This is a genomic window from Candidatus Solirubrobacter pratensis (assembly GCF_000425945.1).
GTDB lineage: Bacteria > Actinomycetota > Thermoleophilia > Solirubrobacterales > Solirubrobacteraceae > Solirubrobacter > Solirubrobacter pratensis.
In genome coordinates this window covers 120,753-146,743 of the sequence record NZ_AUEK01000007.1, presented here as the reverse complement: position 1 = coordinate 146,743, position 25,991 = coordinate 120,753, and the positions used below count along the sequence as shown (strand labels likewise).

The following is a 25,991-nucleotide window of genomic DNA, read 5'->3' as shown; positions in this document are numbered from 1 at the left end:
GCTAGTGGGCTACCACCACGGAGAGCCGATGTGGTCGTAGGCGAGGCCTGCCGGCTCGATCAGCGGGCGCGTGGCGGCGTTGATGCCGTGAACCACGATCTCGCGGCCGCGCTCGAGCACGTAGCCGGCGCCGAGCCGCTCTCCGGCCTCGAGCGTCGAGCCGCTACCCGAGCGCGGCGGCCAGCTGGGACTCGCGGTCCGGGGCGGCGCCGTCGAGCATCGCGACCGTCGCGCGCTCGAGCCCTTCGCCGACCGCGGCGCCCGTGAGGCCCGCGGCGACGAGGTCGTCGCCGGAGATCGCGAGGCGGCGATGGCGGACGTCCTCGAGCCAGCGGCGGGCCGCCTCGGCGGCCGGGCCGGCGCCGGCGGCGACGACCTCGGCGGCCTCGTGCGGGAGCCGGCGGAACGCGCGCCACACCGCGGCGTCGCCTCCGGGCGCCGCCTCGGCCTCGTTCAGCCGCGCGGCCCCTCTGGCGGCGGCCACCACGACCTTGCGCTCGCGCGCCGGGAACCCGAGCGCGTCCAGGCGGGCCGCGAGGTCGGGGATGCGCGTGCAGCAGGCGGCGAGCTTCGCGAGCGGCGAGGCGTCGATGTCCACGGCCTGGAAGCCCTCGCCGAGCAGCGCGCGGCCGATGCCGTGGCGGGCGAGCTGGAGCGCGGGATGCGGCTCCTCGAGCAGCAGGCGCAGCTCCCGCCCCAGGCGGTCGCCGGTCACGGTCGCGAACAGCGCGGGGTCGACCAGCGCGTCGGTCTCCGGATCGGGCTCGAACCCGAGCCGCGCGGCGTAGCGGGCGAGGCGCAGGATCCGCGTCGGGTCGTCGCTGAACGAGCGCGGGTGCAGGACACGCAGCACGCCGGCCTCGAGGTCCTCCCGGGCGCCCTCCCAGGCCGTGACGGCGCCGTCGTCGAGCCGCACGGCCATCGCGTTGACCGTGAAGTCGCGCCGCGCGAGGTCCTCCCGCAGCGTCGCGCCCAGCTCGACGTCGGGCAGCGCGCCGGGCCGCGTGTAGCGCTCGCGCCGCGCGCCGGCGAGGTCGAACGCGAAGCCGTCGCTCGCGACCGTCGCGGTCCCGAAGCGCTCGTGCACGGTCAGCCGTCCTCCCAGGCGGCGTGCCGCCCGCCGCGCGACCGCGACCGCGTCGCCCTCGACGACCACGTCGAGCTCGTGCGGGAGGCGGCCGAGCAGCACGTCGCGGACCGCGCCTCCGACCACGTGCACGCCCGGCTCGTCGCCCACGGCGGCGAGCACGATTTCGGCCCCAGGTGCGAGTTGCAAGCGCTCGAGCAGGTCCACGCGCGCATTGTGCCGACTACCCTCGACGACCCATGACGCGCCGCAAGCTGCTGCTGGGCGTCGCCGTGGCACTCGTCGTGCTCGGAGGCGGGGCCGCCGTGTACGCCATCACGAAGCGACCAGGGGACGTCTCGAACCCGAATATCGAGTTCACCCAGGAACCGACGGAGACGCCGGTCCCCGACACGCCTGAGCCGACGCCGGGGTCCAAGAAGAAGGATCCGCTGCGCAACTTCGTCTGGGCGCACTACGGCTACTCCAAGGACCGCCGGCACATGCTGCCCGCCTCGACGCTGCTGCGGCCGCCCTTCTGGCGCGTGTGGACGCTCGGCGGCAAGGTGCTGCTCGAGTTCCCGCCGGTGATGGCCGAGGGCAAGCTGTTCCTGCTCAAGAACAACGGCGCCCTCTACGCGATCGACAAGCGAACCGGCAAGGTGCGTTGGAAGCGCAAGCTCGGCGTGCTCGCCGCCGCCTCGCCCGCGTACGGCAACGGCCGCATCTTCGTCCCGCTGCTCTCGCGCGGACGCAACAAGCCCGGCGCGCTGTACGCCCTGGACGCGAAGACCGGGAAGATCCTCTGGCGCCGGCTGCTGCCCTCGCGCAGCGAGTCCTCGCCGGTGTTCGACAACGACCGCGTCTACTTCGGATCCGAGAACGGCACGGTCTACGCCGTGCGGGCGGGCGACGGGGCCGTCCGCTGGACCTACAAGGCCAGCGGCGCCGTCAAGTGCGCGCCGGCGCTCGCCGACGGCAAGCTCTACTTCGGCGATTACAGCGGCCGCGTCTATGCGGTGCGGCAGGCCGACGGCCACGAGGTCTGGAACACCGGCACGAAGTCGGGCGCCTTCGGCTTCCGCTCCGGCCAGTTCTACTCCAGCCCGGCGGTCGCCTACGGCCGCGTCTACATCGGCAACACCGACGGCCGGATGTACTCGTTCGCGTCCTCCAACGGCAAGCTCGCATGGGCCAAGGCGACGGGCGGCTACGTCTACTCCTCCCCCGCCGTCGCCCAGGTGCCGGGCGGCAAGCCGACGGTCTACTTCGGCTCCTACGACGGCAAGTTCTACGCCGTCGACGCGCGCAGCGGCAAGGTTCGCTGGTCCTACCACAACGGCGGCAAGATCTCCGGCGCGCCGACCGTCGTCGGCGACGTCGTCTACTTCTCGAACATCGGCAAGAAGGACACGACGGGCCTCGGCGCACGCACCGGCCGCGAGGTCTTCCACATGGACCGAGGCTCCTTCAACCCCGTCGTCTCCGACGGCCGGACGATCTTCCTGACCGGCTACTCGTCCCTGTACGCGCTCAGGCCGAAGGGCTAGGGCGCGTCGGGATGCCCGCCGCGGCGAGCTCGGCCTTGACGGCCGGGATCGTGTACGTGCCGTAGTGGAAGATCGAGGCGCACAGGACCGCGTCGGCGCCGGCCTGGATGCCTTCGATCAGGTGCCGGGGCTCGCCGGCGCCGCCCGAGGCGATCACGGGCACGTCGACGGCCTCGCTGACGGCGCGCGTCAGCTCCAGCTCGTAGCCGGTCTGCACGCCGTCGCGGTCCATGCTCGTGAGCAGGATCTCCCCCGCCCCGCGCTCGACGCCCTCGCGCGCCCACCGGACCGCGTCGCGGCCCGTCGGCGTGCGCCCGCCGGCCACGAACGCCTCATACGAGCCGTCCGGCCGCCGCTTGGCGTCGATCGCCAGCACGACGCACTGCGCGCCGAACACCCGCGCCAGCTCGCCGATCAGCTCCGGCCGGGCGAGCGCGGCGCTGTTGATCGAGACCTTGTCGGCGCCGGCGTCGAGCACCGCGTGGGCGTCCGCGACCTCGCGCACGCCGCCGCCGATCGTGAACGGCACGAACACGTCGTCGGCCGCCCGCCGCGCCAGCTCCACGACCGTCGCGCGCTTGTCCGAGGTCGCCGTGATGTCCAGGAACACCAGCTCGTCGGCGCCCTGGGCGTCGTAGTGCGCGGCGAGCTCGACCGGATCGCCGGCGTCGCGGATGTCGATGAAGCGCGTGCCCTTGACCACACGCCCCGCGTCGACGTCCATGCAGGGAATCACGCGCTTGTAATGCACGGCGGGGGGAGGATAGGCGCTTCCCGCGACGGTGGGACATGCCGCTCGGATTCATTCGCTGCCCCGACTGCCACGCGCGCGGCCGCCGCAGCTTCGCCCGCCCCCAGCGCGCGACGTTCGATGGCCTGCCCGCCCCCGTGTTCGACGAGGAGCGCGTCTGCCTGCGCTGCGGCGCTTGGCTGTGGGTCGCCGGCGCCGACGTCATGCCCGCCGCGCCGCGGCTGCTGACGCTGAGCGCCGCGCCGCCGGCCGAGCTCGCCGAGCGCCTGGAGGCGGTGCTGGAGGGGATCGCCGCGACGCAGGCGTTCCAGCGCGAGTTTCAGCGCGCGTCCAGCGCCGCCTGCCCCTCGGCCACCGTGAAGCGCTTCTCGTAGAGCGCCTTGCCGGCGATCACGCCGGCCAGGTTGACCTGGCGCAGCGCGGCGAGCGCGCGCAGGTCGTCGAGCGAGCCGATCCCGCCCGAGTACAGGAAGCGCCCGCGGACGGTGCCGGCGACGCGCTTGACGCCATCGATGTCGGGGCCGCTGAGCTTGCCGTCGCGCGAGACGTCGGTGTAGACGAACGAGCGCACGCCGCGCGCCGTCAGGCGCTGGATCGCGTCACCCGCCGGCATCTGGGTCGTCTGCGTCCAGCCCGCGGTCGCGATCATCCCGTCCTTGACGTCGACCGAGACGACGATGCGCGGGCCGAACGCCGAGACGATGTCGTCCAGGAAGTCGACGTCGGAGAACGCCGCGGTGCCGACGATCGCGCGCTCGGCGCCCGCCCGCAGCGCCTCCCGCACCGCAGGGAGCGTGCGCAGGCCGCCGCCGTACTGGACCGGGATCCCGGTGATCTGGACGATCCGGCGCAAGTGGTCGAGCGACTTCGACTCGCCGCTGCGCGCGCCGTCGAGGTCGACGACGTGCAGGAACCGGGCGCCCGCGTCGACCCACGACTTCGCGGCCTCCAGCGGGTCGTCGTGGTATGTGGTGGCGTCCTCGAAGCGGCCCTCCACGAGGCGGACCGCCTTCCCGTCCATGATGTCGATCGCCGGGTAGAGGATCATGCGATTGCTCCCTTGGCGCCGCGGGAGCGAGCCTCCTGGCGAGCTCCCGCCGAAGCATGCGAGCGCGCAGCGCGAGTCATGCGACTGCGACCGCCGCCAGCCGGGCGAAGTTGCGCAGCATCCGCAACCCGTCGCGCGAGGACTTCTCGGGATGGAACTGCGTGGCCATCACGTTGCCGCGCTCGACGACCGAGACGAAGCGCTCGCCGTACTCGCTCGTGCCGACCACGTCGCGGGGGTCGGCCGGGCGGCAGGCGAAGCCGTGGACGTGGTAGAAGGCGGCGCCGCCGTCGAGCCCCTCGGTCAGCGCCGACTCGCGCTCGAACGTCACGTAGTTCCAGCCGATGTGCGGCAGTCGCGGGCTGTCCAGCCGCGTCACCGTGCCGGCGAGGATGCCGAGGCCGGGCGCGCCCTCGTGCTCGCCGGAGGACTCGAACAGCAGCTGCATGCCGAGGCAGATCCCGAGCAGCGGGACGCCGGCCTGCGCGCGCTCGCGCAGCACGTCGCCCAGGCCCGAGCGCTCGACGTGGCGCATCGCCTCCGGGAACGCGCCGACGCCGGGCAGGATGATCGCCTCCGCCGCCCGCAGCGCGTCGTGCCCGGCGGTGATGTGCGACTCGGCGCCCACGTGCGCGAGCGCCTTCTCGACGCTGCGGCGGTTCCCCATGCCGTAGTCGGCGATCGCGATCACGTCAGCGTCCCCTTGGTCGACGGCACCCCGGTCTCGGCGGGGTCGATGGCGACCGCGGCGCGCAGCGCGCGGGCGAGCGCCTTGAAGCACGCCTCGATCATGTGATGGGCGTTCGTCCCGGCCTGCAGCTGGATGTGCAGCGTCACGCGCGCGGAGCTCGCGAGCGCGCGGAAGAACTCCTCCGCCGCCTCGTGCTCGAAGCCGGCGATCTCGCCCCGCGGCAGGCGCTCGAAGCCCTCGATCAGGGCGTAGGGCCGGCCGGAGATGTCCAGCGCGGCCGCGGCACGCGCCTCGTCCATGGGGATCGTCGCGTGGCCGTAGCGGACGATGCCGCGGCGGTCGCCGAGCGCCTGGTGCAGCGCCTGGCCGAGCACGATGCCGGTGTCCTCGACCGTGTGATGCGAGCCGGTCTGCAGGTCGCCCGAGACCTCCACGTCGAGGTCGAGGCGGCCGTGGCGGGCCAGCAGGTCGAGCATGTGGTCGAAGAAGCCGACGCCGGTCGTGCGGGTCCCGGAGCCGGTCCCGTCGAGCCCGAGCGTGAGCGAGACGTCGGTCTCGCCGGTCCTGCGATTGATCGTCGCGGTGCGCGTCACGGCCTGGGATTCTGACGCAGGCGCGGCGTCAGCCGTGCCTGCGAAGGCGAGCGACCGCGCAGGCGCGGCGTCAGCCGTGCCTGCGAAGGCGAGCGGGTCGCTCAAGGCGTCAGCCTTGAGCGACCGCGCAGGCGCGGCGTAAGCCGTGCCTGCGAAGGCGAGCAGGTCGCTCAAGGCGTCAGCCTTGAGCGACCGCGCAGGCGCAGGGCCATCGACGCGGCGTGGGCGGCGAACCCCTCGGCCTCCGCGATCGGGACGCCGGCGCGCGCCAGCGCGGGCGCGGCCGCGCCGAGCCGCACCTCGGCCATGCGGCGGCGGAAGTGGCGGACGTTGAGGCCGGAGGCGAAGCGGGCGGCGCCTTCGGTGGGGAGCGTGTGGTTCGAACCCGCGACGTAGTCGCCGAACGCGGTCCCAGACGCGTTGCCGACGAACAGGCAGCCGGCGCTGCGGATGCGGGGCGCCAGCGCTTCGGCCTTGTCACCCGCCAGCTGGAGGTGCTCGGGGGCGAGCGCCTCGGCGAACGCGAGCGCCGCGTCGAGGCTCTCGGCGTGGATCGTCAGGCCGGGGAGCGCATCGAGGATCTGCGGGGAGTCGCTGACGGCGACCGTCAGCGAGCCCTCGCCGTGCTCGGCCTGCGCGGCGAGGTCGAGCGCCAGCGCCTCGGTGTCGGCGCCCGCGCTCGCGATCACCGTCAGGTCGCTCGGGCCGTTGAACCCGTCGATGCCGACGTCGCCGAACACCTGCCGCTTGGCCTCCTGCACGTACAGGGAGCCGGGGCCCACGATCACGTCGGCCTTGGGGATCGTCTCGGTCCCGTACGCGAACGCGGCGATCGCCTGCGCGCCGGTGACGCCGTGCACGGCATCGACCCCGCACAGCCTGGCCGCCGCCAGGATCACCGGGTGCGGCGCCGTCGCGAGGTACACCTCGTCGACGCCGGCGGCGCGCGCCGTGACGGCGCCCATCACGACGCTGGACGGGTACGGGTTGCGGCCCGACGGCGCGTAGACGGCGGCACGGCGCACGGGGATCTCGCGCAGCGTCACGGTCTGGCCCTGCGGCAGGACCGCGCCGGCGTCCTCGTCCAGGCCGGCCTCCGCGACCGCCCGCACGTTCTCGATCGCGACCTCCAGGCCCGCGCGCACGGCCGGGTCGAGCGCGGCGAGCGCGGCGTCGAGCTCGTCCGCGGCGATCGTGCGCGCGTCGCCGCCGAAGCGCGCCTCGTACTCCCGCACCGCGGCGTCGCCGCGCTCGCGCACCGCGGCCACGATCTCCGCGACCGCCGCCGCGACCGACTCCCCCGCCGGCACCCGTGCGCGCACCCGCGCGGCCAGCTCGGCCGCGTCGCCGGTCGTGCACGCCCAGCGCTCAGCCACGCAGGCGCTCCACGACCGCGTCGATCTCGCGCGCCTTGACCCGGTAGGCGACCGGGTTGGCGATCAGCCGCGCGGTCGAAGCGGCGATCTCCTCGCGGATCACCAGCCCGTTCTCGCGCAGCGTGGTGCCCGTCGCGGTGAGGTCGACGATCCCGTGCACCAGGCCGGTGAGCGGCGCGAGCTCGACCGAGCCCTTGACCTCGACGATCTCCACCTGCCGGCCCGTGCGCTCGAAGTACTCAGCCGCGATCCGCGGGTACTTGGTCGCGATCCGCATCTGGCCGAGCCGCCGCAGCGCCTGCGCCGCGGGGTCCTCGCCCGCGACCGTCGCGAACACCATCCGGCACGGTCCGAAGCCGAGGTCGAGCAGCTCGACGACGTCGCGCTCGGCCTGCTCGGACAGCACGTCCTTGCCCGTGATGCCGACGTCCGCCGCGCCCGCCTCCACGTAGGTCGGGACGTCCGAGGGTCGCATCGTCACCACGCCGGCCTCCTCGAACAGCAGCTTGCGGTCGTTGGAGCGGACCTCGCTCGTGTCGATGCCCAGCCCGTCGAGCAGGTCGAGCGTGTCGCGCATCAGCGCGCCGCGCGGGACGGCGAGCCGCAGCCCCTTCACGACGCGATCTCCTGTGCCACGCCGCGGGAGCGAGCCGTCAGGCGAGATCCCGCCGCAGCGTGCGAGCGCGCAGCTCGAGTCATGCGGCTCCCTCTCCCAGCCGCGCCGCGTGCACGCGCTCGACGTCGAGCGCCCACCCGCACGCGGGCAGCTCGCGGCCGAAGCGTCCGAGCAGGTCGTCGTAGCGGCCGCCGCCACCCATCGGCGAGCCGAACGAAGCGTCGTAGACCTCGAAGACGGCGCCCGTGTAGTAGCCGAGCGTCCGCAGCAGGCCGAGGTCGTAGATCACGCGCGCGGCGACGTCCTCGGCCAGCATCCCGTGCAGATCGCGCAGCGTCGCGGCCTCGGGCACGTCCTCGAGCACCTCGGGGCCGCCGCGGGTCGTGGCCAGCCGCGCCAGCTCAGGCGGCAGCTCGCGCTCCAGGGTCACGAAGTCGTGGGCGTCGAGCGCCTGCAGCATGGGCGCGGGATCGCGCACCCCGAAGCGCGCCAGCGCGCGCGCGAACAGCGACGCGTCCCCGATGCCCACCCGGTAGCCGTTCAGCCCGGCGGCATCGAGCGCCGCGCACAGCATCGTGATCGCCTCGGCCGTGCCGTCAGGCCCGGGCGCGCCGACCAGCTCGATGCCGGCCTGCAGGATCTCGCGCGGGTGCCCGCGGTGGCGGCGCACGGCGCGGTAGGCGTGCTGCACGTAGCAGAAGCGCAGCGGGACGGGCTCGGACGGATAGCGCGCCGCGACCACGCGCGCGATCGGAATCGTCATGTCCGAGCGCAGCACGAGCACGTTGCCGTGCTCGTCGAAGAGCCGGTACGCCGGATCGGCGGCGGCCGGATCCCCGCGCGTGAGGACCTCCTCGTACTCCAGCGCCGGCGTGGCGACCTCGCCGTAGCCGTGAGCGTCGAAGACCGCGCGCATCGCCTCGGTGATCGCCCGCACCTCGCGCAGCTCGTCCGGGAGGACGTCGCGCGTGCCGCTGGGGATCGGGTGGATCACGCGGCAGCGACGCGCTCGATGCGCGCGCCCAGCTCCAGGAGGCGCTCGTCGATCCGCTCGTAGCCGCGGTCGATGTCGCGCACGTTGTGGATCTCGCTCGTGCCGTGCGCGCAGACGGCGGCGATCAGCATCGCCATGCCGGCGCGGATGTCCGGCGAGGAGACGCGCGCGCCGCGCAGCTTGCGCGGGCCGATCACGATCGCTCGGTGCGGGTCGCAAATGGTGATCTCGGCGCCCATCGAGATCAGCTTGTCCACGAAGAACAGGCGGTTCTCGAACATCTTCTCGAAGATCAGCACCGAGCCCTCGGATTGCGTCGCGAGCGCGACGGCGATCGAGGTCAGGTCGGCGGGGAACGCCGGCCACGGGCCGTCCTCGACCTTGGACTGGTAGTCGCCGGCGTCGCGCGCAACCTTCAGGTGCTGGCCGCCGGGGACGAGCACGTCCTCGTCGTCGAGCGTGGTCTGGAGGCCGAGCCGCGCGAACACGAGCCGGATCATCCGCAGGTCGTCCGCCACGCAGCTCTTGATCCGCAGCTCTCCCCCGGTCACGCCGGCGAGCGCCATGAACGAGGCGATCTCGATGTGGTCGGGCGAGACGGTGTGCTCGCAGCCGCCGAGCCGCGCCACGCCGTGGACCTGCATGACGTTGGAGCCGATGCCCTCGATCGCCGCGCCCATCTTGTTGAGCATGCGCGCGAGGTCCTGCACGTGCGGCTCGGAGGCGGCGTTGCGGATCACCGTCGTGCCGGCCGTGGCGGCCGCGGCCATGAGCGCGTTCTCCGTGCCCATCACGGACGGCTCGTCCATGAAGAAGTCGCACGGCAGCAGGCCGCCGTCGGGCGCCCTGAGATCGATGTCGCGGCCGTGGTCGACCGTCGCCCCGAGCGCGCGGAACGCATCGAGGTGCGGGTCCAGGCGGCGGCGGCCGATCACGTCGCCGCCCGGCGGCGGCAGCAATGCGGAGCCGAAGCGCGCCAGCAGCGGGCCGGCGACAAGGAAGGAGGCGCGGATGCGCTCGGCCAGCGCGGCGTCGACGTCGGTCTTGTGGACGTCGTCGGCGCGCAGCTCGACGGTGTTGGCGCCGTGGCGGGTGACGCTGACGCCGAGATCCTCCAGCAGCTCCAGCAGCGCTTCCGTGTCGCGGATGCGCGGCACGTTGTGGAGCACGACCGGCTCAGGCGTGAGCAGCGCGCACGCGAGCAGCGGGAGGGCGGCGTTCTTGTTACCGGCGGGGTGCACCGTGCCGGAAAGTGGCACGCCGCCTTCGATGACGAACTTCTCCATGATTGGCGGCGGCTAGGCTAACGAATCGATGACCTTGCCCATGACCCGCGACGAGGCGTGGCAGCTGTTCTGCGAGTGGACGCCGTCCGAGAGCCTGCGCCGCCACGTGCTCGCGGTCGAGGCCTGCATGCGCGCTTACGCGCGCCGGTTCGGCGAGGACGAGGAGCGCTGGGGCCTCGTCGGCATGCTCCACGATCTCGACTACGAGCGCTATCCGGACCTCGAGACGGGCCATCCGCGCTACGCGCTCGCCGAGCTCGAGCGGCTCGGATTCCCGGAGGACATGGTGCGCGCGGTCGCGTCGCACGCCGACTACCTCGGCGTCACGCGCGACAGCCCGATGGAGAAGACGCTGTTCGCCGTCGACGAGCTGTCGGGCTTCGTCATGGCGTGCGCGTACGTGCGCCCGCAGGGCATCGAGGGTCTGACCCCGAAGTCGGTCAAGAAGAAGATGAAGACGCCGGCGTTCGCGGCCGCCGTGGACCGCGAGGCGATGCGCGAGGGCGCCGAGCAGCTGGGCGTCGAGTTCGACGAGCACGTCGCGTTCGTCGTCGCGGCGCTGCAGCCCGAGGCGGCGACGCTCGGGCTCAACGGCAGCGGTCGCTGAGGCGCCGCCGGGCCGCCGGGCCGGCGCTAGTCTCACCGCCTAATGGCACTGAAGATCATCGTCCTCGAGGGCGACGAGACCGGGCAGGAGCTGCTCGAGCAGGCGGTTCGCGTGCTCGACTCGGATCTCCTGGGCCTGGAGCTCGAGCTCGAATCCTTCGACCTCTCGCTCGAGAAGCGGCGCGAGACCGGCAACGAGATCGTCCACGAGGCGGCGCGCGCGATGCGCGAGGCCGGCTTCGGGCTCAAGGCGGCGACCGTGACTCCGGAGGGCAAGGACGACGTCGGCTCCCCGAACCGCATCCTGCGCGAGGAGGTCGACGGCAAGGTGATCGTGCGCACCGGTCGCCGCATCCCCGGTGTGGTCGGGCCGGTCTCCGGCGTCTATCACCCAATCTCCGTGGTGCGCATGGCGGTCGACGACGCCTACGGCGCCAAGCAGTGGCGCGAGGGCGGCGAGGGCGCCGACGACGAGATCGCCTACCGGACCGAGAAGGTGACGCGGTCGACGTGCCGCGCGGTGGCGGAGTACGCGTTCCGCACGGCCGAGCGCATGCAGGCGCGCGTCTACGGCGGGCCGAAGTGGACCGTCTCCCCCGTCTACGAGGGGATGCTCAAGGAGGAGATGGACGCCGCGGCCGAGCGCCATCCGGACGTCGCCTACCAGCCGGTCCTGATCGACGCGACCTACGCCGGGCTGCTCACGGGCGCGACCGAGACGCCGCTGGTGATCCCGGCCCTCAACCGCGACGGCGACTGCCTCTCGGACATGGTCCTGCCGATGTTCGGCTCGATCGCGGGGGCCGAGTCGGTCCTGCTGTCCTTCGACGCCGAGTACGGCGTCGAGGTCGCGATGGCGGAGGCGCCACACGGGACGGCGCCCTCGCTGATGGGCAAGAACCTCGCGAACCCGATGGCGATGCTGCTCGCCTGCGGCTCGGTCCTGTCCTACGCGGGCGTCAGGGGCTATGCGGGGGCCGAGCGTGCGTCGCGGGCGGTGTACGAGTCCGTGCTCGAGACGACCGCGACGGGCACCAAGACCATCGACCTCGGCGGCCACGCCACCACGTCGGAGTTCACCGACGCGGTGGTCGAGAAGGTCCGCACCAAGGTCGAGATCTGGTCCTCCCTCGGAGCTCGCTAGCTCGCTCGGTTCGTTCACCCGTCCCAGGTCGCCCGCGGGACGGATTCATTCCCGCCGGCCGACGTGCCGCCTGCGACGGCGCTCGTAGAGCATGCGCTGGATCGCGAGCGTGAGGGTGCCGGCGAGCAGGATCGCCGCGAGGTTGACCGCGAGCTGCCCGACCGAGCCGCGGAACGTGTGCCAGTCGCCGTAGTAGGCGGCGATCCCGATGTTCGACGCCGCCGGGATCGTGGTCACCGAGATGAGGACGCCGATCAGGGCGCCTGACTTGGCGGTGCTCAGCGACAGCATCCCGGCCACGCCCGCCGCGGCGGCGACCACGAAGGCGAACGCGTCGGGGCTCGAGATGATGCCGGCGAGCGTGTGGTGGGCGGTGCTGAAGTCGTCGGGCGTGACGTCGGCGCCGTCGAACGCCGCGGTGGCGACGAACGCGGACAGGATCGCCAGCGGGAACCCGACCGCGAGCGCCAGCGCCGAGCGGCGCGCGAGATCCGCCTTGCGCTGGACCGCCGCCACGCAGAAGCCCGCGATCGGCCCGAACTCGGGCCCGACGACCATCGCGCCGACGATCAGCACCTCGGAGTCGAGGATGATCCCGACGCCGGCGATGATCGCCGCGAGCGCCATGTAGAGCAGGAAGACACCCGACAGCTCCACGCTCTCGCTCGTCCGCTGTTCGAGCTCCTCCCACACGACGGCGTCGGCGGGCGTGCCCGGCGCGTAGCGCTCGGCCTCGGCGGCGAGCTCGGAGATCGTGTCGACGGCGCTGAGCGAGATCGAGCCGATGCGGTCGATCGCGAGCTCCTTCAGGTCGGCGACGATCACGCTCGCGTCCTCGCGGGCGACGTCGCACATGACGAGGTCGCCGTCGGGGCGCTGCGAGACCCCGGGTATGTGGACGACGTCGATGGCCGAGCGCGTCGCGCACAGCAGTGCGTGGACCTCGCGGGCGCGGTCAGGCGGCGCGACGATGCGCATATGGAGCACCGCGGAAGCCTACCTACGCCCTCGCCGCGGCCCCGTTCGCACCGCCGTGCAAGATCGCTTGCAGGCGCGCCGCGCGAATTCCGCGCTCCAGCGTGGGATCCGGGTTCCAGGGCGCGCATATCCCGCTCGTTCCGAAGATTTCCGTCCGGCTGCCCCCGTAGCTTTCCGAACACATGTTCCCCCCGATGACCGGCAGTCGCCAGAACAAGCGCTCGCTCCGCGAGCTGGTGCGCGGGGCCATGGATTCGGCCCTGGAGTTCGTCACGCTGGGCGAGGCCACCGTGCCCGCACGCCATGCGCAGCAGGCGCCCGCCCCCACGTCCGAGCACCCGCATCGCCGACACCGTGTCGGTCATCAACGCCATAGGCGCCGCCCAGGGATGGTCGCGCCTCGGCCACAGGTCTGCACCACGCCGGTCCATCGCCCGGCGCAGCAGCGGGCCTGATTCCCGCGCCCGCCGGCCGATCAGCTCTGGGAGGACTGATCGAACCGGCCGGGCCGCGGCGCCGCGCCCCGACCAGGCTCGGCGACACGCAAGCTCCACCGCTCTCGGGCCGTCGTGACGCGACGGCCCGAGCGCCCGGAGCGCGGGCAGCCACCGTCCGGCACCGCCGGGGGCGTCGCTCTTGGCGATCCCCAGTTGCGCCGCCCCCACCTTCGGGCTATCCCCGCACCAGCCGGCGCGCCGTCGAGCGCGGGAGCCGCCCGGTGGCGCCGACTCGCGCGCGTCTTCTTCCCCGGGGATCGTCACAGCGTGCCTCCAACCTCGTCGCGCGCAATAGTGCCGTCATGGTCAAAGAAGCACGGCTCGAGCAACTGACGACCGGCCTGGCGCCGGTCACCGACGGGTGGTTCACCGTCAACATCCGCGACACGGCGTGGGTCACCAACGAAGCGATGGGCGCCGCGGGGATCTTCGAAGGCGACGGCCCGAGCTTCCCCGACGTCGGATTCACGATGGCGGTGATCCGGCCGGGGCAGCCGGCCGGCATGTACCACTCCGAGGCCAACCAGGAGAACTTCCTCGTCCTCGCCGGCGAATGCATCGCGATCATCGAGGGCGAGGAGCGGCGGCTGAAGGCGTGGGACTTCGTCCACTGCCCCGGCGGCACCGAACACGCGTTCGTCGGCGCAGGGGAAGGCCCGTGCGTGATCTTCATGACCGGCGGACGGACGCACGAGAAGGGCGTCACGTACCACCGCAACGAGGCGGCGCTCCGCCACGGCGCGGGTCCCGAAGCCGACACGCATGACCGCAACGTCGCGTATGCCCCGTTCCCGGCTTGGAAGGACGGGCCCCCGCCCTCGTGGGACGGCCTGCCCTGGGCGTGAGGTCCGACTCCAGGGCGCGGCGCCCGCCGATCACCGGCGATCACGACGCGCGAGGCGGAGAGCTCGGCCGCGCCGGAACTCGTACGTCACGCCCACCGATCGGGCCGCAACGACGAAAAGCCGCCTCGGCGGGCGGCTCTCGTATTCGAATAAGGACCGGCGGCGACCTACTCTCCCAGGCCCTTGCGGGCCAAGTACCATCGGCGCTGTGGGGCTTAACTGCTCTGTTCGGAATGGGAAGAGGTGTTTCCCCCACGCAATAGCCACCGGAAACTTGTCAAGCCCGGCGGCCGGGCGCGGCGTTTAGGCGCCGCGCGCCGGCCCGCGCACTCGCGCGCGGACCTTCAAAACTGCACAACCCGCCAACGAACGGGTACCAACCAAAATAAATCCGTCAAGCCCTCGAACCATTAGTACCGGTCTCCTACGGCTGTTGCCAGCCTTCCAGATCCGGCCTATCAACCTGGTGGTCTACCAGGGTTCTTACTCCCTCAAGGGGATGGGAGAGCTCATCTCGAGGCCGGCTTCCCGCTTAGATGCCTTCAGCGGTTATCCGATCCGCACGTAGCTAACCTGCGGTGCCCTTGGCAGGACAACAGATACACCAGAGGTGCGTTCATCCCGGTCCTCTCGTACTAGGGACGAATCCTCTCAACTCTCCAACGCCCATGGCAGATAGGGACCGAACTGTCTCACGACGTTCTGAACCCAGCTCGCGTACCGCTTTAATGGGCGAACAGCCCAACCCTTGGGACCTACTTCAGCCCCAGGATGCGACGAGCCGACATCGAGGTGCCAAACCGAGTCGTCGATGTGGACTCTTGGACTCGATAAGCCTGTTATCCCCGGAGTACCTTTTATCCGTTGAGCGACAGCACTTCCACTTGCTACTGCCGGATCACTAAAGCCTGCTTTCGCACCTGCTCGACCTGTCGGTCTCACAGTCAAGCTCCCTTGCTGCTTTTGCACTCTACGCACGATTTCCAACCGTGCTGAGGGAACCTTTGCGCGCCTCCGTTACATTTTGGGAGGCGACCGCCCCAGTCAAACTACCCGCCTGGCACTGTTCCCCGCCCGGATAACGGCGCGGGGTTAGAAGCCCAATACATCAAGGGTGGTATCTCAAGGTTGGCTCCACATCAGCCGCAGCCAATGCTTCACAGCCTCCCACCTATCCTGAGCGAAATGGACCGAACTCCAATACCAGGTTGTAGTAAAGGTTCACGGGGTCTTTCCGTCTAGCCACGGGTACTCGGCATCTTCACCGAGACTGCAATTTCACCGAGCCCCTCGTTGAGACAGCGTTCAACTCGTTACGCCATTCGTGCAGGTCGGAACTTACCCGACAAGGAATTTCGCTACCTTAGGACGGTTATAGTTACCGCCGCCGTTTACCGGGGCTTAGTTTCAGTGCTTTGGCTTGCGCCTAACACCTCCACGTAACCTTCCGGCACCGGGCAGGCGTCAGCCCCTATACGTCGTCTTGCGACTTTGCAGAGACCTGTGTTTTTGGTAAACAGTCGGTTGAACCTATTCACTGCGGCCCTCTCGGGCTCCACGGGCAAGCCGCTTCACCCTACTGGGGCGCCCCTTATCCCGAAGTTACGGGGCGATTTTGCCGAGTTCCTTAACGAGGGTTATCTCGATCACCTTAGTATTCTCTACTTGCCCACCTGTGTCGGTTTTGGTACGGGCACGTGCGCTCTCCCTAGAGGCTTTTCTCGGAGGCTTGGCGTCCGGGACTCGCCGGCTTAGAGCCAGCTGTCATCGCACCTCAGGTTATGCGGGCTCGGATTTACCATAGCCCACCCCTACATGCTTGACCCAGGACTACCATCGCCTGGGTTCCCATAGCCTTCCTCGTCCCCCCATCGGTCAAATGAGTGCGACGTGGTACAGGAATATCAACCTGTTGTCCATCGACTACGCCTTTCGGCCTCGCCTTAGGTCCCGACTAACCCTGAGCAGACGAACTTTACTCAGGAATCCTTGGGCAATCGGCGGAGAGGATTCTCACCTCTCTTTCGTTACTCATGCCGGCATTCTCACTTCCCAGGGCTCCACGGCTGGGTTCCCCCGCCGCTTCACTGCCATGGGAACGCTCTCCTACCGCACGTCTTGCGACGCACCCGAAGCTTCGGTGGCTAGCTTGAGCCCCGTTACATTATCCGCGCCCGAACACTTGACCAGTGAGCTGTTACGCACTCTTTCAAGGATGGCTGCCTCTAAGCCAACCTCCTGGTTGTCTATGCACTCGGACATCGTTTGCCACTTAGCTAGCACTTAGGGACCTTAGCTGTCGGTCTGGGCTGTTTCCCTTTTGACGCGGAAGTTTATCCCCCCGCAACTGACTCCCGGAGTAGCCGTGACGGTCTTCGGAGTTTGCCTGACTTCGGTAACCTGGTAGGGCCCCTAGGCCAAACAGTGCTCTACGGCCGCCACGGAATTGATCCGAGGCTATACCTAAATATATTTCGGAGAGAACGAGATATCTCTGAGCTTGATTAGCCTTTCACTCCGACCCACAGGTCATCCGCCCAGTTTTCAACCTAGGTCGGTTCGGTCCTCCACGGGGTCTTACCCCCGCTTCAACCTGCCCATGGGTAGCTCGCTCAGTTTCGCGTCTACCGCCTACGACTGAATCGCCCTATTAGGACTCGCTTTCGCTTCGGCTCCGCTCATCGCTTAACCTTGCCGCAGACGAGTAACTCGCCGGCTCGTTATGCAAAAAGCACGCCGTCACATCACGAAGATGCTCCGACCGCTTGTAGGCACGCGGTTTCAGGTACTATTTCACTCCCCTTCCGGGGTACTTTTCACCTTTCCCTCACGGTACTGGTCCGCTATCGGTCACCTGGGAGTACTTAGCCTTGCAGGGTGGTCCCCGCAGCTTCAGTCCGCGTTTCACGGGTGCGGACCTACTCAGGAACATCATCAGGAGGCCGGCTCGATTTCGTCTACGGGACGGTTGCCCTCTGTGGTGCGCGGTTCCACGCGCTTCGACTATCGACCGGCTTGGTAACTCCTGCCGAGAGACACACCTCTCGGGCAAATGTCCTACAACCCCGGACCGGCAACGCGTGTGCGCTTACACCGGCCCGGTTTGGGCTGATCCCCTTTCGCTCGCCACTACTCGGGGAGTCTCTGTTGATTTCCTTTCCTCCGGGTACTGAGATGTTTCAGTTCCCCGGCTTGCCCCCTACCCGCCTATATATTCAGCGGGAGGTAACGCCGTATTGCTGGCGTTGGGTTTCCCCATTCGGGAATCCGCGGGTCACAGGCTATTCAGCGCCTCACCGCGGCTTATCGCAGCCGTTCACGCCCTTCATCGACTCCAGGTGCCAAGGCATCCACCGTGTGCCCTTCCTATCTTGACGGTGTTCGACGTGATCTCCTTGGGGGAGATCGCGTTGGGAGTATTCGCCCAAGGGCGAAACTCCCTGAGACGGATCGCTTACGGCGATCCGCTCGGTGATACCCGTTCGCATCGCCCTTGCGGGCGATGCTTCGTTGGCATGATTGTGCAGTTTTCAAGGTCCGCGTAGAGGCGCACGCCCTGACTGGGCGTCCGGTCTCTCAAAACTCAACAGCATGAACCAGCGCAAAGGCTGGCCCCAGGTCCGGTCGACATTAGGTACCGGGTCAGGCTCGAGCTGGACGGAATGCCCAGCTGGCTCTCGCCGGCGCTCCAAGTCCTGGAGCTTCCCTAGAAAGGAGGTGATCCAGCCGCACCTTCCGGTACGGCTACCTTGTTACGACTTCACCCCAGTCACGAGCCCCACCTTCGACAGCTCCCTCCCTTGCGGGTTAGGCCACCGGCTTCGGGTGTTGCTTGCTTCCATGGTGTGACGGGCGGTGTGTACAAGGCCCGGGAACGTATTCACCGCGGCAATGCTGATCCGCGATTACTAGCAACTCCGCCTTCATGCAGGCGGGTTTCAGCCTGCAATCCGAACCGAGACGCGCTTTAAGGGATTCGCTCCACCTCGCGGTATCGCAGCCCTCTGTACGCGCCAATGTAGCACGTGTGTAGCCCTGGACATAAGGGGCATGATGACTTGACGTCATCCCCACCTTCCTCCGGTTTGTCACCGGCAGTCTCGCATGAGTCCCCAACTAAATGCTGGCAACATGCGACGGGGGTTGCGCTCGTTGCGGGACTTAACCCAACATCTCACGACACGAGCTGACGACAGCCATGCACCACCTGTGAACCTGCCCCGAAGGGAACCCCTGTTTCCAGGGGGGTCAGGCACATGTCAAGCCCAGGTAAGGTTCTTCGCGTTGCGTCGAATTAAACCACATGCTCCGCTGCTTGTGCGGGCCCCCGTCAATTCCTTTGAGTTTTAGCCTTGCGGCCGTACTCCCCAGGCGGGGCACTTAATGCGTTAGCTTCGGCACGGAGGGAGTCGACACCCCCCACACCTAGTGCCCATCGTTTACAGCGTGGACTACCAGGGTATCTAATCCTGTTTGCTCCCCACGCTTTCGCGTCTCAGCGTCAGTAACGTCCCAGCGAGCTGCCTTCGCAATTGGTGTTCCTCCTGATATCTGCGCATTTCACCGCTACACCAGGAATTCCACTCGCCTCTTCCGTACTCGAGCCCGACAGTATCCACCGGCATCCGAGGGTTGAGCCCCCGACTTTCACAGCAGACTTATCGGACCGCCTACACGCGCTTTACGCCCAATGATTCCGGACAACGCTTGCCCCCTACGTATTACCGCGGCTGCTGGCACGTAGTTAGCCGGGGCTTCTTCTGAAGGTACCGTCACTCCGGCCGGCTATTAACCGGCGAAGCTTCGTCCCAACTGAAAGGGGTTTACAACCCGAAGGCCTTCTTCCCCCACGCGGCGTTGCTGCGTCACGCTTTCGCGCATTGCGCAAGATTCCCCACTGCTGCCTCCCGTAGGAGTCTGGGCCGTGTCTCAGTCCCAGTGTGGCTGATCGTCCTCTCAGACCAGCTACCCATCGAAGCCTTGGTAGGCCATTACCCCACCAACAAGCTAATGGGCCGCGGGCCCGTCCCGATGCGAAGGCCGAAGCTATCTTTACTCGTTGTCCTTATGGACAGCGAGCACATCCGGTATTAGCCCGAGTTTCCTCGGGTTGTCCCGGTCATCGGGGTGGGTTACCCACGTGTTACTCACCCGTTCGCGGCTCTGCCCCGGGGCAAGCCCCGGTTCGTCGCTCCACTTGCATGTGTTAAGCACGCCGCCAGCGTTCGTCCTGAGCCAGGATCAAACTCTCCGTGAAGAACTTCACAAAGAGCGTCTCGCGCCACTCGAGGGCTCGCCAGTACACATGAGGCGGGCCGGGCGCTTGACAGGGTTACTGCTCAGTACTACTGGCACTACTTTACTTCTGATTTCCTTTTGCCGTCCGCCGCTGGGTAGCGACGCCGGCATAACAAAACCTGGACACACCGATGGCAAGGAAGCCATCGTGTGCGCATGCTGTTGAGTTTTCAAAGACCGTCTGCGCCTCGCTGGAGGGGATTCCTCCTGAGCCGCTTCCCGGGGGGCCGGAGCCTCCCGAGCGGGCAGTCGAGTTTAGCGTGTCCGCCTGGGGTTTCAAGGCCCCTCTTCGGCGGCGAGACACGCTGTCCCGGCTGCGGCGCAGAAGAGTAGCAGCGGTTTCGCGACTTGGGGTCGCGCCCCGAGATTTTTTCTCTCAGGCCGCCCGAAGGCGCGCGAACTGGCGTTTTCCGACCTGCAGGACGCGGCCGTCCAGCGCCGATGCGGGCAGGTCGAGGGGCTCAGCCGCGAGCTTCTCGCCGTCGAGCTTGACGCCCCCCTGCTGGAGCTTGCGCCGGGCGTCCGAGCGCGAGCCGCCGAACGCGCCGGCGATCAGCTCGGGCAGGTGCACGATCCCGCCGTCGGCCGGGAACTCGTGATCCGGGATCTCCTCCGGCAGCTCGTGCGCGATGAAGATCCGGTCGAAGCCGGCCTCGGCCTCGGCCGCGGCCTGTTCCCCGTGGAAGCGCGCCACGAGCGCGCGCGCAAGCGCGCGCTTCGCATCTCGCGGGCCGACGCCCTCGGGAACGGGCTCGCCGAGCAGCAGCCCGTACCAGGACTCGAGCAGCTCGTCGGGTATCCGGAGCGTCTTGCCGTACATCTCGCCCGGCGGGTCGGTGATGCCGATCTGGTTCCCGTAGGACTTCGACATCTTCTGCTCGCCGTCGATCCCCGTCAGCAGCGGCACGGTCAGCACGACCTGCGGCTTCTGCCCGAAGTGGGTCTGCAGCGCCCGCCCCATGAAGAGGTTGAAGGTCTGGTCGGTGCCGCCGAGCTCGACGTCGGCCTCGATCGCCACGGAGTCGTAGCCCTGGAGCACCGGGTAGAGCAGCTCGAGCAGCGAGACCGGCTCCGAGGCCGCCATCCGCTTGCTGAAGTCGTCGCGCTCGAGCAGCTGCGCGACCGTGACCAGGCGCACGAGGCGGAACAGGTCCTGCATCGGCATGTCCAGCCACTCGGAGTTGTGGCGCACCTCGAGGCGCTCGTCGGTCGCGAGCACCTTGCCGGCCTGCTCGACGTACGTGCGCGCATGCGCGTCGATCTCCTCGGGCGAGAGCACCGGGCGCGTGGCGGAGCGGCCCGAGGGGTCGCCCACGCGTGCGGTGTAGTCGCCAACGATCAGCACGACGGTGTGGCCCAGGTCCTGGAACTCCCGCAGCTTCTGGAGCACGACCGTGTGGCCGAGGTGAAGGTCTTTGGCCGTGGGGTCCAGACCGAGCTTGACGCGGAGGGGGCGACCCTCCGCGAGACGCGCCTCGAGGGCGCCCTTGGGGAGGGTGTCGACCGCGTTGCGGGACAGGAAGCCGGCCGGGGAATCCATCCGGCCCAATGCTAGAGTCCGTCGCCCTCGCGGGCCTGGTCCGTCCGGTTGAGTGCCACGTCGCGGGCCGCTCCCGCGTGGCGCCCTCATATGGACGACCACGACGACCGCACCACCACGCTCGCCGGCCCGCATGGGTCCGCTGACGGGAATGGCGACGGCGGCGCCCAGGTGGTCCAGTTCCCGCGCCAGAAGCGCGGCTTCCCCCTGGGCCGCCGCCGGCGCGAGAAGCGCTTCCGGATCCGCAAGCTGCGCCTGCTGATCGTGCTCTTCGGCCTCGGGCTGCTCGCGATCGTCTCCGCGCTGTTCGGGATGCTGATGGCGGTCGCGTCCGACCTGCCGCACCTAGAGGCGCCCGCGCACGAGAACTCGGTGATCCTGTCGCACGACAACAAGACGATCGGGACGCTGACGGGCAACGAGCGGCGCATCTACCTCCAGGAGGACCAGATCGCGCCGGTGATGAAGCACGCGATCATCGCGATCGAGGACCAGCGCTTCTACACCAACGACGGCGTCGACCTGCGCGGCATCGCGCGCGCCGCCGTCCAGGACGTCACCTCCAAGCAGGCGGCCCAGGGAGCTTCGACGATCCCCCAGCAGTTCGTGAAGATCCAGCTGGCGGCGGAGAACGACCGCACCGTCTTCCAGAAGTTGCGCGAGGCGGCGCTCGCCTACCACCTGAGCCACAAGTGGTCCAAGGAGCGCATCCTGCGCGACTACCTGAACGCGATCTACTTCGGCAACGGCGCATACGGCATCGAGTCGGCCGCGCGCACGTACTTCCAGGCCGCCCACGACGAGACCGACCCGTGCGGGGACCGCGGCCAGCCGATGTGCGCGTCGCGGCTGCGGCCGGAGGAGGCCGCCCTGCTGGCCGGGATCGTGCAGTCGCCGAGCGGCAACGACCCGATCGCGCACCCGGTCGCCGCCAAGCGCCGGCGCGATGTCGTGCTGCTGCGGATGCTCCAGCAGGGCTACATCACGCGGCCGCAGTACGACGACGCGATCCGGGCCCAGCTGCCGACGCGCGACAAGCTCTCGTTCCCGGTCGAGGACACGGACTACCCGTACTTCACGTCGTGGGTCAAGCAGCAGGTCGTCGACCAGCTCGGCGGCGGCCAGCAGGGCGCGCAGAAGGCGTTCGGCGGCGGGCTGAAGGTCAAGACGACGATCGACACGCGGCTCCAGTCCGCCGCCGAGGCCGCGATCAAGCAGTGGTTGCCGGCCCCCGACGGCCCGCGCGCCGCGCTGGTGGCGATCCACAACGAGGACGGCGAGGTCCGCGCGATGGTCGGCGGCGACGACTACCCCGACGCGCCGTTCAACCTCGCCACCCAGGGCCAGCGCCAGCCCGGGTCCTCCTTCAAGCCGTTCGTCCTCGCGCGCGCGCTCGAGGACGGGATCTCGCCGCAGTCGACGTGGGAGTCCAAGAAGAAGACCTACGTCCTCAAGGGCGGCGAGCGCTTCACCGTCAACAACTACAACGACGCGTACGCCGGGCTGACGACGCTGGCCAGCGCCACGACCTACTCAGACAACGCCGTCTTCGTCCAGGTCGGCATGAAGGTCAGGCCCGCGCGCGTGGCCACGCTCGCGCGCCGGATGGGGATCCGCACGCCGATCTCGCACAACTTCGCGCTGCCGCTCGGCGGCCTGCGCGAGGGGGTCACGCCGCTGGACATGGCACACGCCTACGAGACGTTCGCCACGGGCGGCACCCTCGTCTACGGGAGCATGTCGCCCGGGCTGGGCCGCGGCAAGATCCCGCCGGGGCCGGTCGGCATCGAGCGCATCGACGGCACCGACGGCAAGGCCGTTGACCTGCCGGAGGGCGGCAAGGCGATCAACCGCAAGAAGACCAGGCCGGTTCTCAAGGACGGCATCGCGAACGAGGTCGGCGCGATCCTCCAGACGGTCGTGCAGAAGGGCAGCGGCACGCGGGCGCAGATCCCGGGCGTCGTGATCGCCGGCAAGACCGGCACGACGGAGAACTACGGCGACGCGTGGTTCGTCGGCTGGACGAAGGAGTACACGGTCGCGGTGTGGGTCGGGTACCCGGACAAGTTCAAGCCGATGAAGACCGAGTTCCAGGGCGAGGCGGTGGCCGGCGGCACCTATCCCGCCGGGATCTGGAAGACGTTCATGGAAGGCCTCCTGAAGGTCGACAAGCTGCCCGACACCAAGCCGAGCGATCCCGCGCTGGACGGCGGCACGGCGACGACGCCGCCACCGACCGAGGGCGCCGCGCCGAGCGCGACCCCGGTGCCGACGGCGACGCCCGCCGGCGGCGCGACGGGCGGCGCCGGCGCCGGCGGCGCGGCCACGCCGCCCCCGGCCGGCGGCGCGGGCGGGACGACGCCTCCGGCGGACGGCGGTACGGGCACCGGCGAAGGCGCGACGACGCCGCCCGCCACGGGCGGCGGCGGGACGACCCCGCCGGCGACCGGCGGCGCCGGGGGAACGGGCGCGGCACCGCCGGCCGCGACGCCTCCCACCGGGACCGGCTAGGCGGCGCGCGCGGCTCGCAGCCCCGGAGGCCACGGGCGCGAGACGCAGCGCGTGCCGAGGGCGCAGAAGCGCCACGGCAGCTCGGCGGCCTTCGAAATGCCGACCCGGGGCCCCACGAGCCACTCCACGTGCTCCCACGCGGGCGGCCGGGCCGAGACCCGGACCGGGCCGTCCACCAGGCTCGTGCCGTGCATCTCGAGGTCGAAGCCGAGCGCCTGGGTGAGCTTTCCCGGGCCGTTGCAGAGGTCCTCGAACCGCCCCACGCGGCGGCGCCCGCGCATCTCCCCCTCGCCCCGCAGCGGCGCGAGCGCCCGGATCAGCACCGCCGAGCCCGGCTCGCAGACGGCGTTGAGCAGCGCATGGATGCCGTAGGAGCGGTACACGTAGGCCGTCCCCGGCGGGGACTCGAACATCACCTGCGTGCGCGCCGTCAGCCCCGCGAAGGAGTGCGCCGCCGGCTCGGAGAAGTGGTAGGCCTCGGTCTCCACGATCACGCCCGCGGTGCCGCCGTGCGAGACGACGCAGCCCAGGAGATCGGGGGCGACCTCCAGGACGGGGCGCGCGTAGAAGTCCCGGTTCACGCCGGCTGGCCGTCGAGCTCGGCGCGCGCGTGCGCCAGCTGCTCGCGGACGCGGTCCAGCGCCGTGCCGCCCTCGGAGACCTTGGACTCCAGCCACGAGCGCTGCGACAGGACCGAGTAGTACTCGTCGTCGAGCACCGGGGAGTGGCGCGCCAGCTCCTCGCGCGAGAGCTCCGCCAGCGACCGGCCGGAGGCGACCGCCTCGCGGACGATCCCCGCCACGATCCCGTGCGACTGCCGGAACGGCACGCCGCGCCGCACCAGCAGATCCGCGACGTCGGTCGCCGCGATCATCTGATCGCTCGCCGCGTCGGCCAGCCGGTCGCGCCGGAAGGTGATGCCGGACAGCATCCCGCGCGCGGCCGCGAGGCACAGGTCCAGCGTGTCGACGACGTCGAACAGGCCCTCCTTGTCCTCCTGGAGGTCCTTGTTGTAGGTCAAGGGAAGGCCGTGCATCACGCCGTGCAGGGCGGCCAGCCGCGACACCACGCGCGGGGCCTTCGCGCGCAGCAGCTCGGCCGCGTCCGGGTTCTTCTTCTGCGGCATGATCGAGGAGCCCGAGGCCCAGGCGTCCGAGACCTCGCAGAAGCCGAACTCCTCCGACGACCACAGGACGATCTCCGCGCCCAGGCGCGAGAGGTGCGTCGCGCAGGTCGCGGCGGCCGCGAGGAAGTCGAGCACGAAGTCGCGATTGGAGACGGCGTCGATCGAGTTCGGGACCACGCTCGCAAAGCCAAGCTCGCGCGCCACGAGACCGCGGTCGGTCGCGAAGTTCACGCCGGCCAGCGCGCCCGCGCCCAGCGGCAGCTCCGTCGTGGAGCCCAGGACCGACTCGAAGCGCCGCTCGTCGCGCCGGAACATCCAGAAGTACGCCAGCAGGTGGTGCGACAGGTAGACCGGCTGCGCGCGCTGCAGGTGCGTGTAGCCCGGCATCGCCCAGTCCAGGTGCGCCTCCGCGACCCCCAGGACCGTCGACTGGAGGTCCTGCAGCGACTGGATCGTCGCCAGCGCGTGCGCGCGCGTGAACATCGCCACGTCGGTCGCGACCTGGTCGTTGCGCGAGCGGGCGGTGTGCAGCTTCCCCCCGACCGCGCCGACGATCTCCGTCAGCCGCCGCTCGACCGCCATGTGGATGTCCTCGTCGTCGTCGCGGAACGGGAACTCGCCGGCGTCGAGCTCGGCGGCGACGCGGTCGAGGCCGCCGAGCAGCGCGTCGCGGTCGCCGTCGGAGATGATCCCCGTCGCGGCGAGCATCTTCGCGTGCGCCCTGGATTGCTCGATGTCATAGGGACCGAGGCGCCAGTCGAAGCCGATCGACGCGTTGAGGGCTGAGAAGACGGAGTCCTGCGGCTGAGAGAAGCGCGACACGGCACGCCATGATGACTCAAGACATGGAGATCAGGCCCGCCCGTCCGGACGATCGCGCCGTCGAGCTGCTCTACGAGTCCGCCGGCCCGTACTACGACGCCTACGCCGGCGGCGCCGAGCGCGCCCGCGCGATGCTCTCGGCCGTCTACACGAAGCCCGGCCACGCGGCGAGCTACGAGCGCTGCCGCGTCGCGCTCGCGGGCGACGAGATCGTCGGCGTGCTGGCCGGCTTCCCGGTGCGCGAGGGAGACCGGCTCGCGCGCCGCTTCGTGCGCCTGACCGTCCCGCGCCTGCCGCCGTGGGCGTGGCCGAGGACACTGCGCCACCTGCGCGCCGCGGGCCTGCTCTCCCCCCACCCCCCGGCCGACGCGTACTACGTCGATGCACTGGCCGTGTCGGCGCGCTGGCGCCGCCGCGGCATCGCCAGCCGACTGCTCGACCACGCCGCCCGGGAGGCCCGCGAGGCCGGGCTGTCCGGGCTCGCGCTGGACACCGGGCTGCACAACGACGGCGCCCGCGCGCTCTATCAGGCGTACGGCTTCATCGAGCGCGAGGTCCGCCGCGCGCCAACGGCCCGCGCGGCGAAGGCGATCGGCGGACCCGGGTTCGTCGGCTACTTCAGGGCGGCGTAGGACCCGTCTCGCGACAGGCCG

At 69.9% G+C, this 25,991-nt stretch carries 20 protein-coding genes and 3 rRNA genes; 7 read left to right on the top strand and 16 right to left on the bottom strand.

The genetic code is table 11. The features are described from left to right. Nucleotides 1-163 precede the first annotated feature (163 nt). A complete protein-coding gene (locus H958_RS0107650; RefSeq protein WP_028058225.1) occupies nucleotides 164-1,294 on the bottom strand; it encodes a tRNA nucleotidyltransferase/poly(A) polymerase family protein in 1,131 nt (376 codons plus the stop codon). Nucleotides 1,295-1,326: 32 nt separating this feature from the next. Here H958_RS0107650 and H958_RS0107645 point away from each other — a divergent pair, with 32 nt between their 5' ends. Then, nucleotides 1,327-2,616 (top strand): outer membrane protein assembly factor BamB family protein, encoded by a 1,290-nt coding sequence (locus H958_RS0107645; protein WP_028058224.1) that lies wholly within the window; start codon nucleotides 1,327-1,329, stop codon nucleotides 2,614-2,616. Here H958_RS0107645 and hisF read toward each other — a convergent pair. Next, nucleotides 2,600-3,367, bottom strand: a complete 768-nt coding sequence (gene hisF / locus H958_RS0107640; RefSeq protein ID WP_028058223.1) for an imidazole glycerol phosphate synthase subunit HisF — start codon at nucleotides 3,365-3,367, stop codon at nucleotides 2,600-2,602. The two genes, H958_RS0107645 and hisF, sit on opposite strands and share 17 nt — an antisense overlap. Before the next feature lie 38 nt (nucleotides 3,368-3,405). Between hisF and H958_RS0107635 the strand changes: the two genes are divergently transcribed. Further along, nucleotides 3,406-3,741, top strand: coding sequence for a hypothetical protein (locus tag H958_RS0107635; protein ID WP_028058222.1), 336 nt, complete (start codon nucleotides 3,406-3,408; stop codon nucleotides 3,739-3,741). On the opposite strand, the gene hisA is transcribed toward H958_RS0107635, so the two are convergent. From hisA to murA, 7 genes are all read right to left on the bottom strand, one after another. Continuing rightward, nucleotides 3,687-4,415, bottom strand: coding sequence for a 1-(5-phosphoribosyl)-5-[(5-phosphoribosylamino)methylideneamino]imidazole-4-carboxamide isomerase (gene hisA / locus H958_RS0107630; RefSeq protein WP_028058221.1), 729 nt, complete (start codon nucleotides 4,413-4,415; stop codon nucleotides 3,687-3,689). The two genes, H958_RS0107635 and hisA, sit on opposite strands and share 55 nt — an antisense overlap. A 76-nt stretch (nucleotides 4,416-4,491) precedes the next feature. After that, a complete protein-coding gene (gene hisH / locus H958_RS0107625) occupies nucleotides 4,492-5,106 on the bottom strand; it encodes an imidazole glycerol phosphate synthase subunit HisH (RefSeq protein WP_028058220.1) in 615 nt (204 codons plus the stop codon). After that, a complete protein-coding gene (gene hisB / locus H958_RS0107620) occupies nucleotides 5,103-5,699 on the bottom strand; it encodes an imidazoleglycerol-phosphate dehydratase HisB (protein ID WP_028058219.1) in 597 nt (198 codons plus the stop codon). The genes hisH and hisB overlap by 4 nt, the downstream gene beginning before the upstream one ends. Nucleotides 5,700-5,869: 170 nt before the next feature. Then, nucleotides 5,870-7,075, bottom strand: coding sequence for a histidinol dehydrogenase (locus H958_RS0107615; RefSeq protein ID WP_028058218.1), 1,206 nt, complete (start codon nucleotides 7,073-7,075; stop codon nucleotides 5,870-5,872). After that, the gene (gene hisG, locus H958_RS0107610; RefSeq protein WP_028058217.1) at nucleotides 7,068-7,691 is read right to left on the bottom strand and encodes an ATP phosphoribosyltransferase; all 624 of its coding nucleotides are present in this window, start codon (nucleotides 7,689-7,691) and stop codon (nucleotides 7,068-7,070) included. Before hisG ends, H958_RS0107615 begins: the two co-directional genes overlap by 8 nt. Nucleotides 7,692-7,770: 79 nt before the next feature. Further along, complete coding sequence (locus tag H958_RS35785; RefSeq protein WP_051323973.1) at nucleotides 7,771-8,685, bottom strand: ATP phosphoribosyltransferase regulatory subunit; 915 nt, start codon at nucleotides 8,683-8,685, stop codon at nucleotides 7,771-7,773. Then, the gene (murA, locus tag H958_RS0107600; RefSeq protein WP_028058216.1) at nucleotides 8,682-9,971 is read right to left on the bottom strand and encodes a UDP-N-acetylglucosamine 1-carboxyvinyltransferase; all 1,290 of its coding nucleotides are present in this window, start codon (nucleotides 9,969-9,971) and stop codon (nucleotides 8,682-8,684) included. The genes H958_RS35785 and murA overlap by 4 nt, the downstream gene beginning before the upstream one ends. Nucleotides 9,972-9,999: 28 nt before the next feature. Between murA and H958_RS0107595 the strand changes: the two genes are divergently transcribed. Both H958_RS0107595 and H958_RS0107590 read left to right on the top strand, forming a co-directional pair. Next, nucleotides 10,000-10,578: an HDIG domain-containing metalloprotein gene (locus tag H958_RS0107595; protein ID WP_028058215.1), complete on the top strand. Its 579-nt coding sequence runs from the start codon at nucleotides 10,000-10,002 to the stop codon at nucleotides 10,576-10,578. A gap of 42 nt (nucleotides 10,579-10,620) precedes the next feature. Beyond that, the gene (locus H958_RS0107590) at nucleotides 10,621-11,721 is read left to right on the top strand and encodes an isocitrate/isopropylmalate family dehydrogenase (RefSeq protein WP_028058214.1); all 1,101 of its coding nucleotides are present in this window, start codon (nucleotides 10,621-10,623) and stop codon (nucleotides 11,719-11,721) included. A gap of 45 nt (nucleotides 11,722-11,766) precedes the next feature. Here H958_RS0107590 and H958_RS0107585 read toward each other — a convergent pair whose 3' ends face one another. Next, nucleotides 11,767-12,699, bottom strand: coding sequence for a DUF389 domain-containing protein (locus tag H958_RS0107585; RefSeq protein WP_231379211.1), 933 nt, complete (start codon nucleotides 12,697-12,699; stop codon nucleotides 11,767-11,769). Between the two features lie 799 nt (nucleotides 12,700-13,498). Here H958_RS0107585 and H958_RS0107580 point away from each other — a divergent pair. Further along, on the top strand, nucleotides 13,499-14,041 hold the full coding sequence (locus tag H958_RS0107580) for a cupin domain-containing protein (protein ID WP_028058212.1): 543 nt from the start codon (nucleotides 13,499-13,501) through the stop codon (nucleotides 14,039-14,041). Nucleotides 14,042-14,195: 154 nt separating this feature from the next. Here H958_RS0107580 and rrf read toward each other — a convergent pair. The 4 genes from rrf to tyrS form a co-directional block, all read right to left on the bottom strand. Then, nucleotides 14,196-14,312 (bottom strand): 5S ribosomal RNA (gene rrf, locus H958_RS0107575). 119 nt (nucleotides 14,313-14,431) lie between these two features. Then, nucleotides 14,432-17,418 (bottom strand): 23S ribosomal RNA (locus H958_RS0107570). Between the two features lie 333 nt (nucleotides 17,419-17,751). Then, a 16S ribosomal RNA gene (locus H958_RS0107565) occupies nucleotides 17,752-19,298 on the bottom strand. Together the 16S, 23S and 5S rRNA genes form the textbook arrangement of a ribosomal RNA operon. 417 nt (nucleotides 19,299-19,715) lie before the next feature. Continuing rightward, entirely contained in the window at nucleotides 19,716-20,879 is a 1,164-nt protein-coding gene (gene tyrS, locus H958_RS0107560) for a tyrosine--tRNA ligase (protein ID WP_051323972.1), read from the bottom strand. 90 nt (nucleotides 20,880-20,969) lie between these two features. Here tyrS and H958_RS0107555 point away from each other — a divergent pair, with 90 nt between their 5' ends. Beyond that, on the top strand, nucleotides 20,970-23,390 hold the full coding sequence (locus tag H958_RS0107555; RefSeq protein WP_028058210.1) for a transglycosylase domain-containing protein: 2,421 nt from the start codon (nucleotides 20,970-20,972) through the stop codon (nucleotides 23,388-23,390). Here H958_RS0107555 and H958_RS35780 read toward each other — a convergent pair. Continuing rightward, the gene (locus H958_RS35780) at nucleotides 23,387-23,971 is read right to left on the bottom strand and encodes a DNA-3-methyladenine glycosylase (protein ID WP_037409696.1); all 585 of its coding nucleotides are present in this window, start codon (nucleotides 23,969-23,971) and stop codon (nucleotides 23,387-23,389) included. The two genes, H958_RS0107555 and H958_RS35780, sit on opposite strands and share 4 nt — an antisense overlap. Beyond that, entirely contained in the window at nucleotides 23,968-25,338 is a 1,371-nt protein-coding gene (gene argH / locus H958_RS0107545; RefSeq protein ID WP_028058209.1) for an argininosuccinate lyase, read from the bottom strand. The genes H958_RS35780 and argH overlap by 4 nt, the downstream gene beginning before the upstream one ends. A gap of 23 nt (nucleotides 25,339-25,361) precedes the next feature. On the opposite strand from argH, the gene H958_RS0107540 reads away from it, so the two are divergent. Continuing rightward, the gene (locus H958_RS0107540; RefSeq protein WP_028058208.1) at nucleotides 25,362-25,970 is read left to right on the top strand and encodes a GNAT family N-acetyltransferase; all 609 of its coding nucleotides are present in this window, start codon (nucleotides 25,362-25,364) and stop codon (nucleotides 25,968-25,970) included. Nucleotides 25,971-25,991: the final 21 nt, after the last annotated feature.

Bases quoted from the DNA above. Each gene is read 5' to 3' on its own strand.
- hisA (WP_028058221.1), bottom strand. From the start codon at position 4,415: ATGATCCTCTACCCGGCGATCGACATCATGGACGGGAAGGCGGTCCGC.
- murA (WP_028058216.1), bottom strand. From the start codon at position 9,971: ATGGAGAAGTTCGTCATCGAAGGCGGCGTGCCACTTTCCGGCACGGTG.
- H958_RS0107645 (WP_028058224.1), top strand. From the start codon at position 1,327: ATGACGCGCCGCAAGCTGCTGCTGGGCGTCGCCGTGGCACTCGTCGTG.
- tyrS (WP_051323972.1), bottom strand. From the start codon at position 20,879: ATGGATTCCCCGGCCGGCTTCCTGTCCCGCAACGCGGTCGACACCCTC.
- H958_RS0107590 (WP_028058214.1), top strand. From the start codon at position 10,621: ATGGCACTGAAGATCATCGTCCTCGAGGGCGACGAGACCGGGCAGGAG.
- H958_RS0107595 (WP_028058215.1), top strand. From the start codon at position 10,000: ATGACCTTGCCCATGACCCGCGACGAGGCGTGGCAGCTGTTCTGCGAG.
- H958_RS0107555 (WP_028058210.1), top strand. From the start codon at position 20,970: ATGGACGACCACGACGACCGCACCACCACGCTCGCCGGCCCGCATGGG.
- H958_RS0107580 (WP_028058212.1), top strand. From the start codon at position 13,499: ATGGTCAAAGAAGCACGGCTCGAGCAACTGACGACCGGCCTGGCGCCG.
- H958_RS0107635 (WP_028058222.1), top strand. From the start codon at position 3,406: ATGCCGCTCGGATTCATTCGCTGCCCCGACTGCCACGCGCGCGGCCGC.
- H958_RS0107540 (WP_028058208.1), top strand. From the start codon at position 25,362: ATGGAGATCAGGCCCGCCCGTCCGGACGATCGCGCCGTCGAGCTGCTC.
- H958_RS0107585 (WP_231379211.1), bottom strand. From the start codon at position 12,699: ATGCGCATCGTCGCGCCGCCTGACCGCGCCCGCGAGGTCCACGCACTG.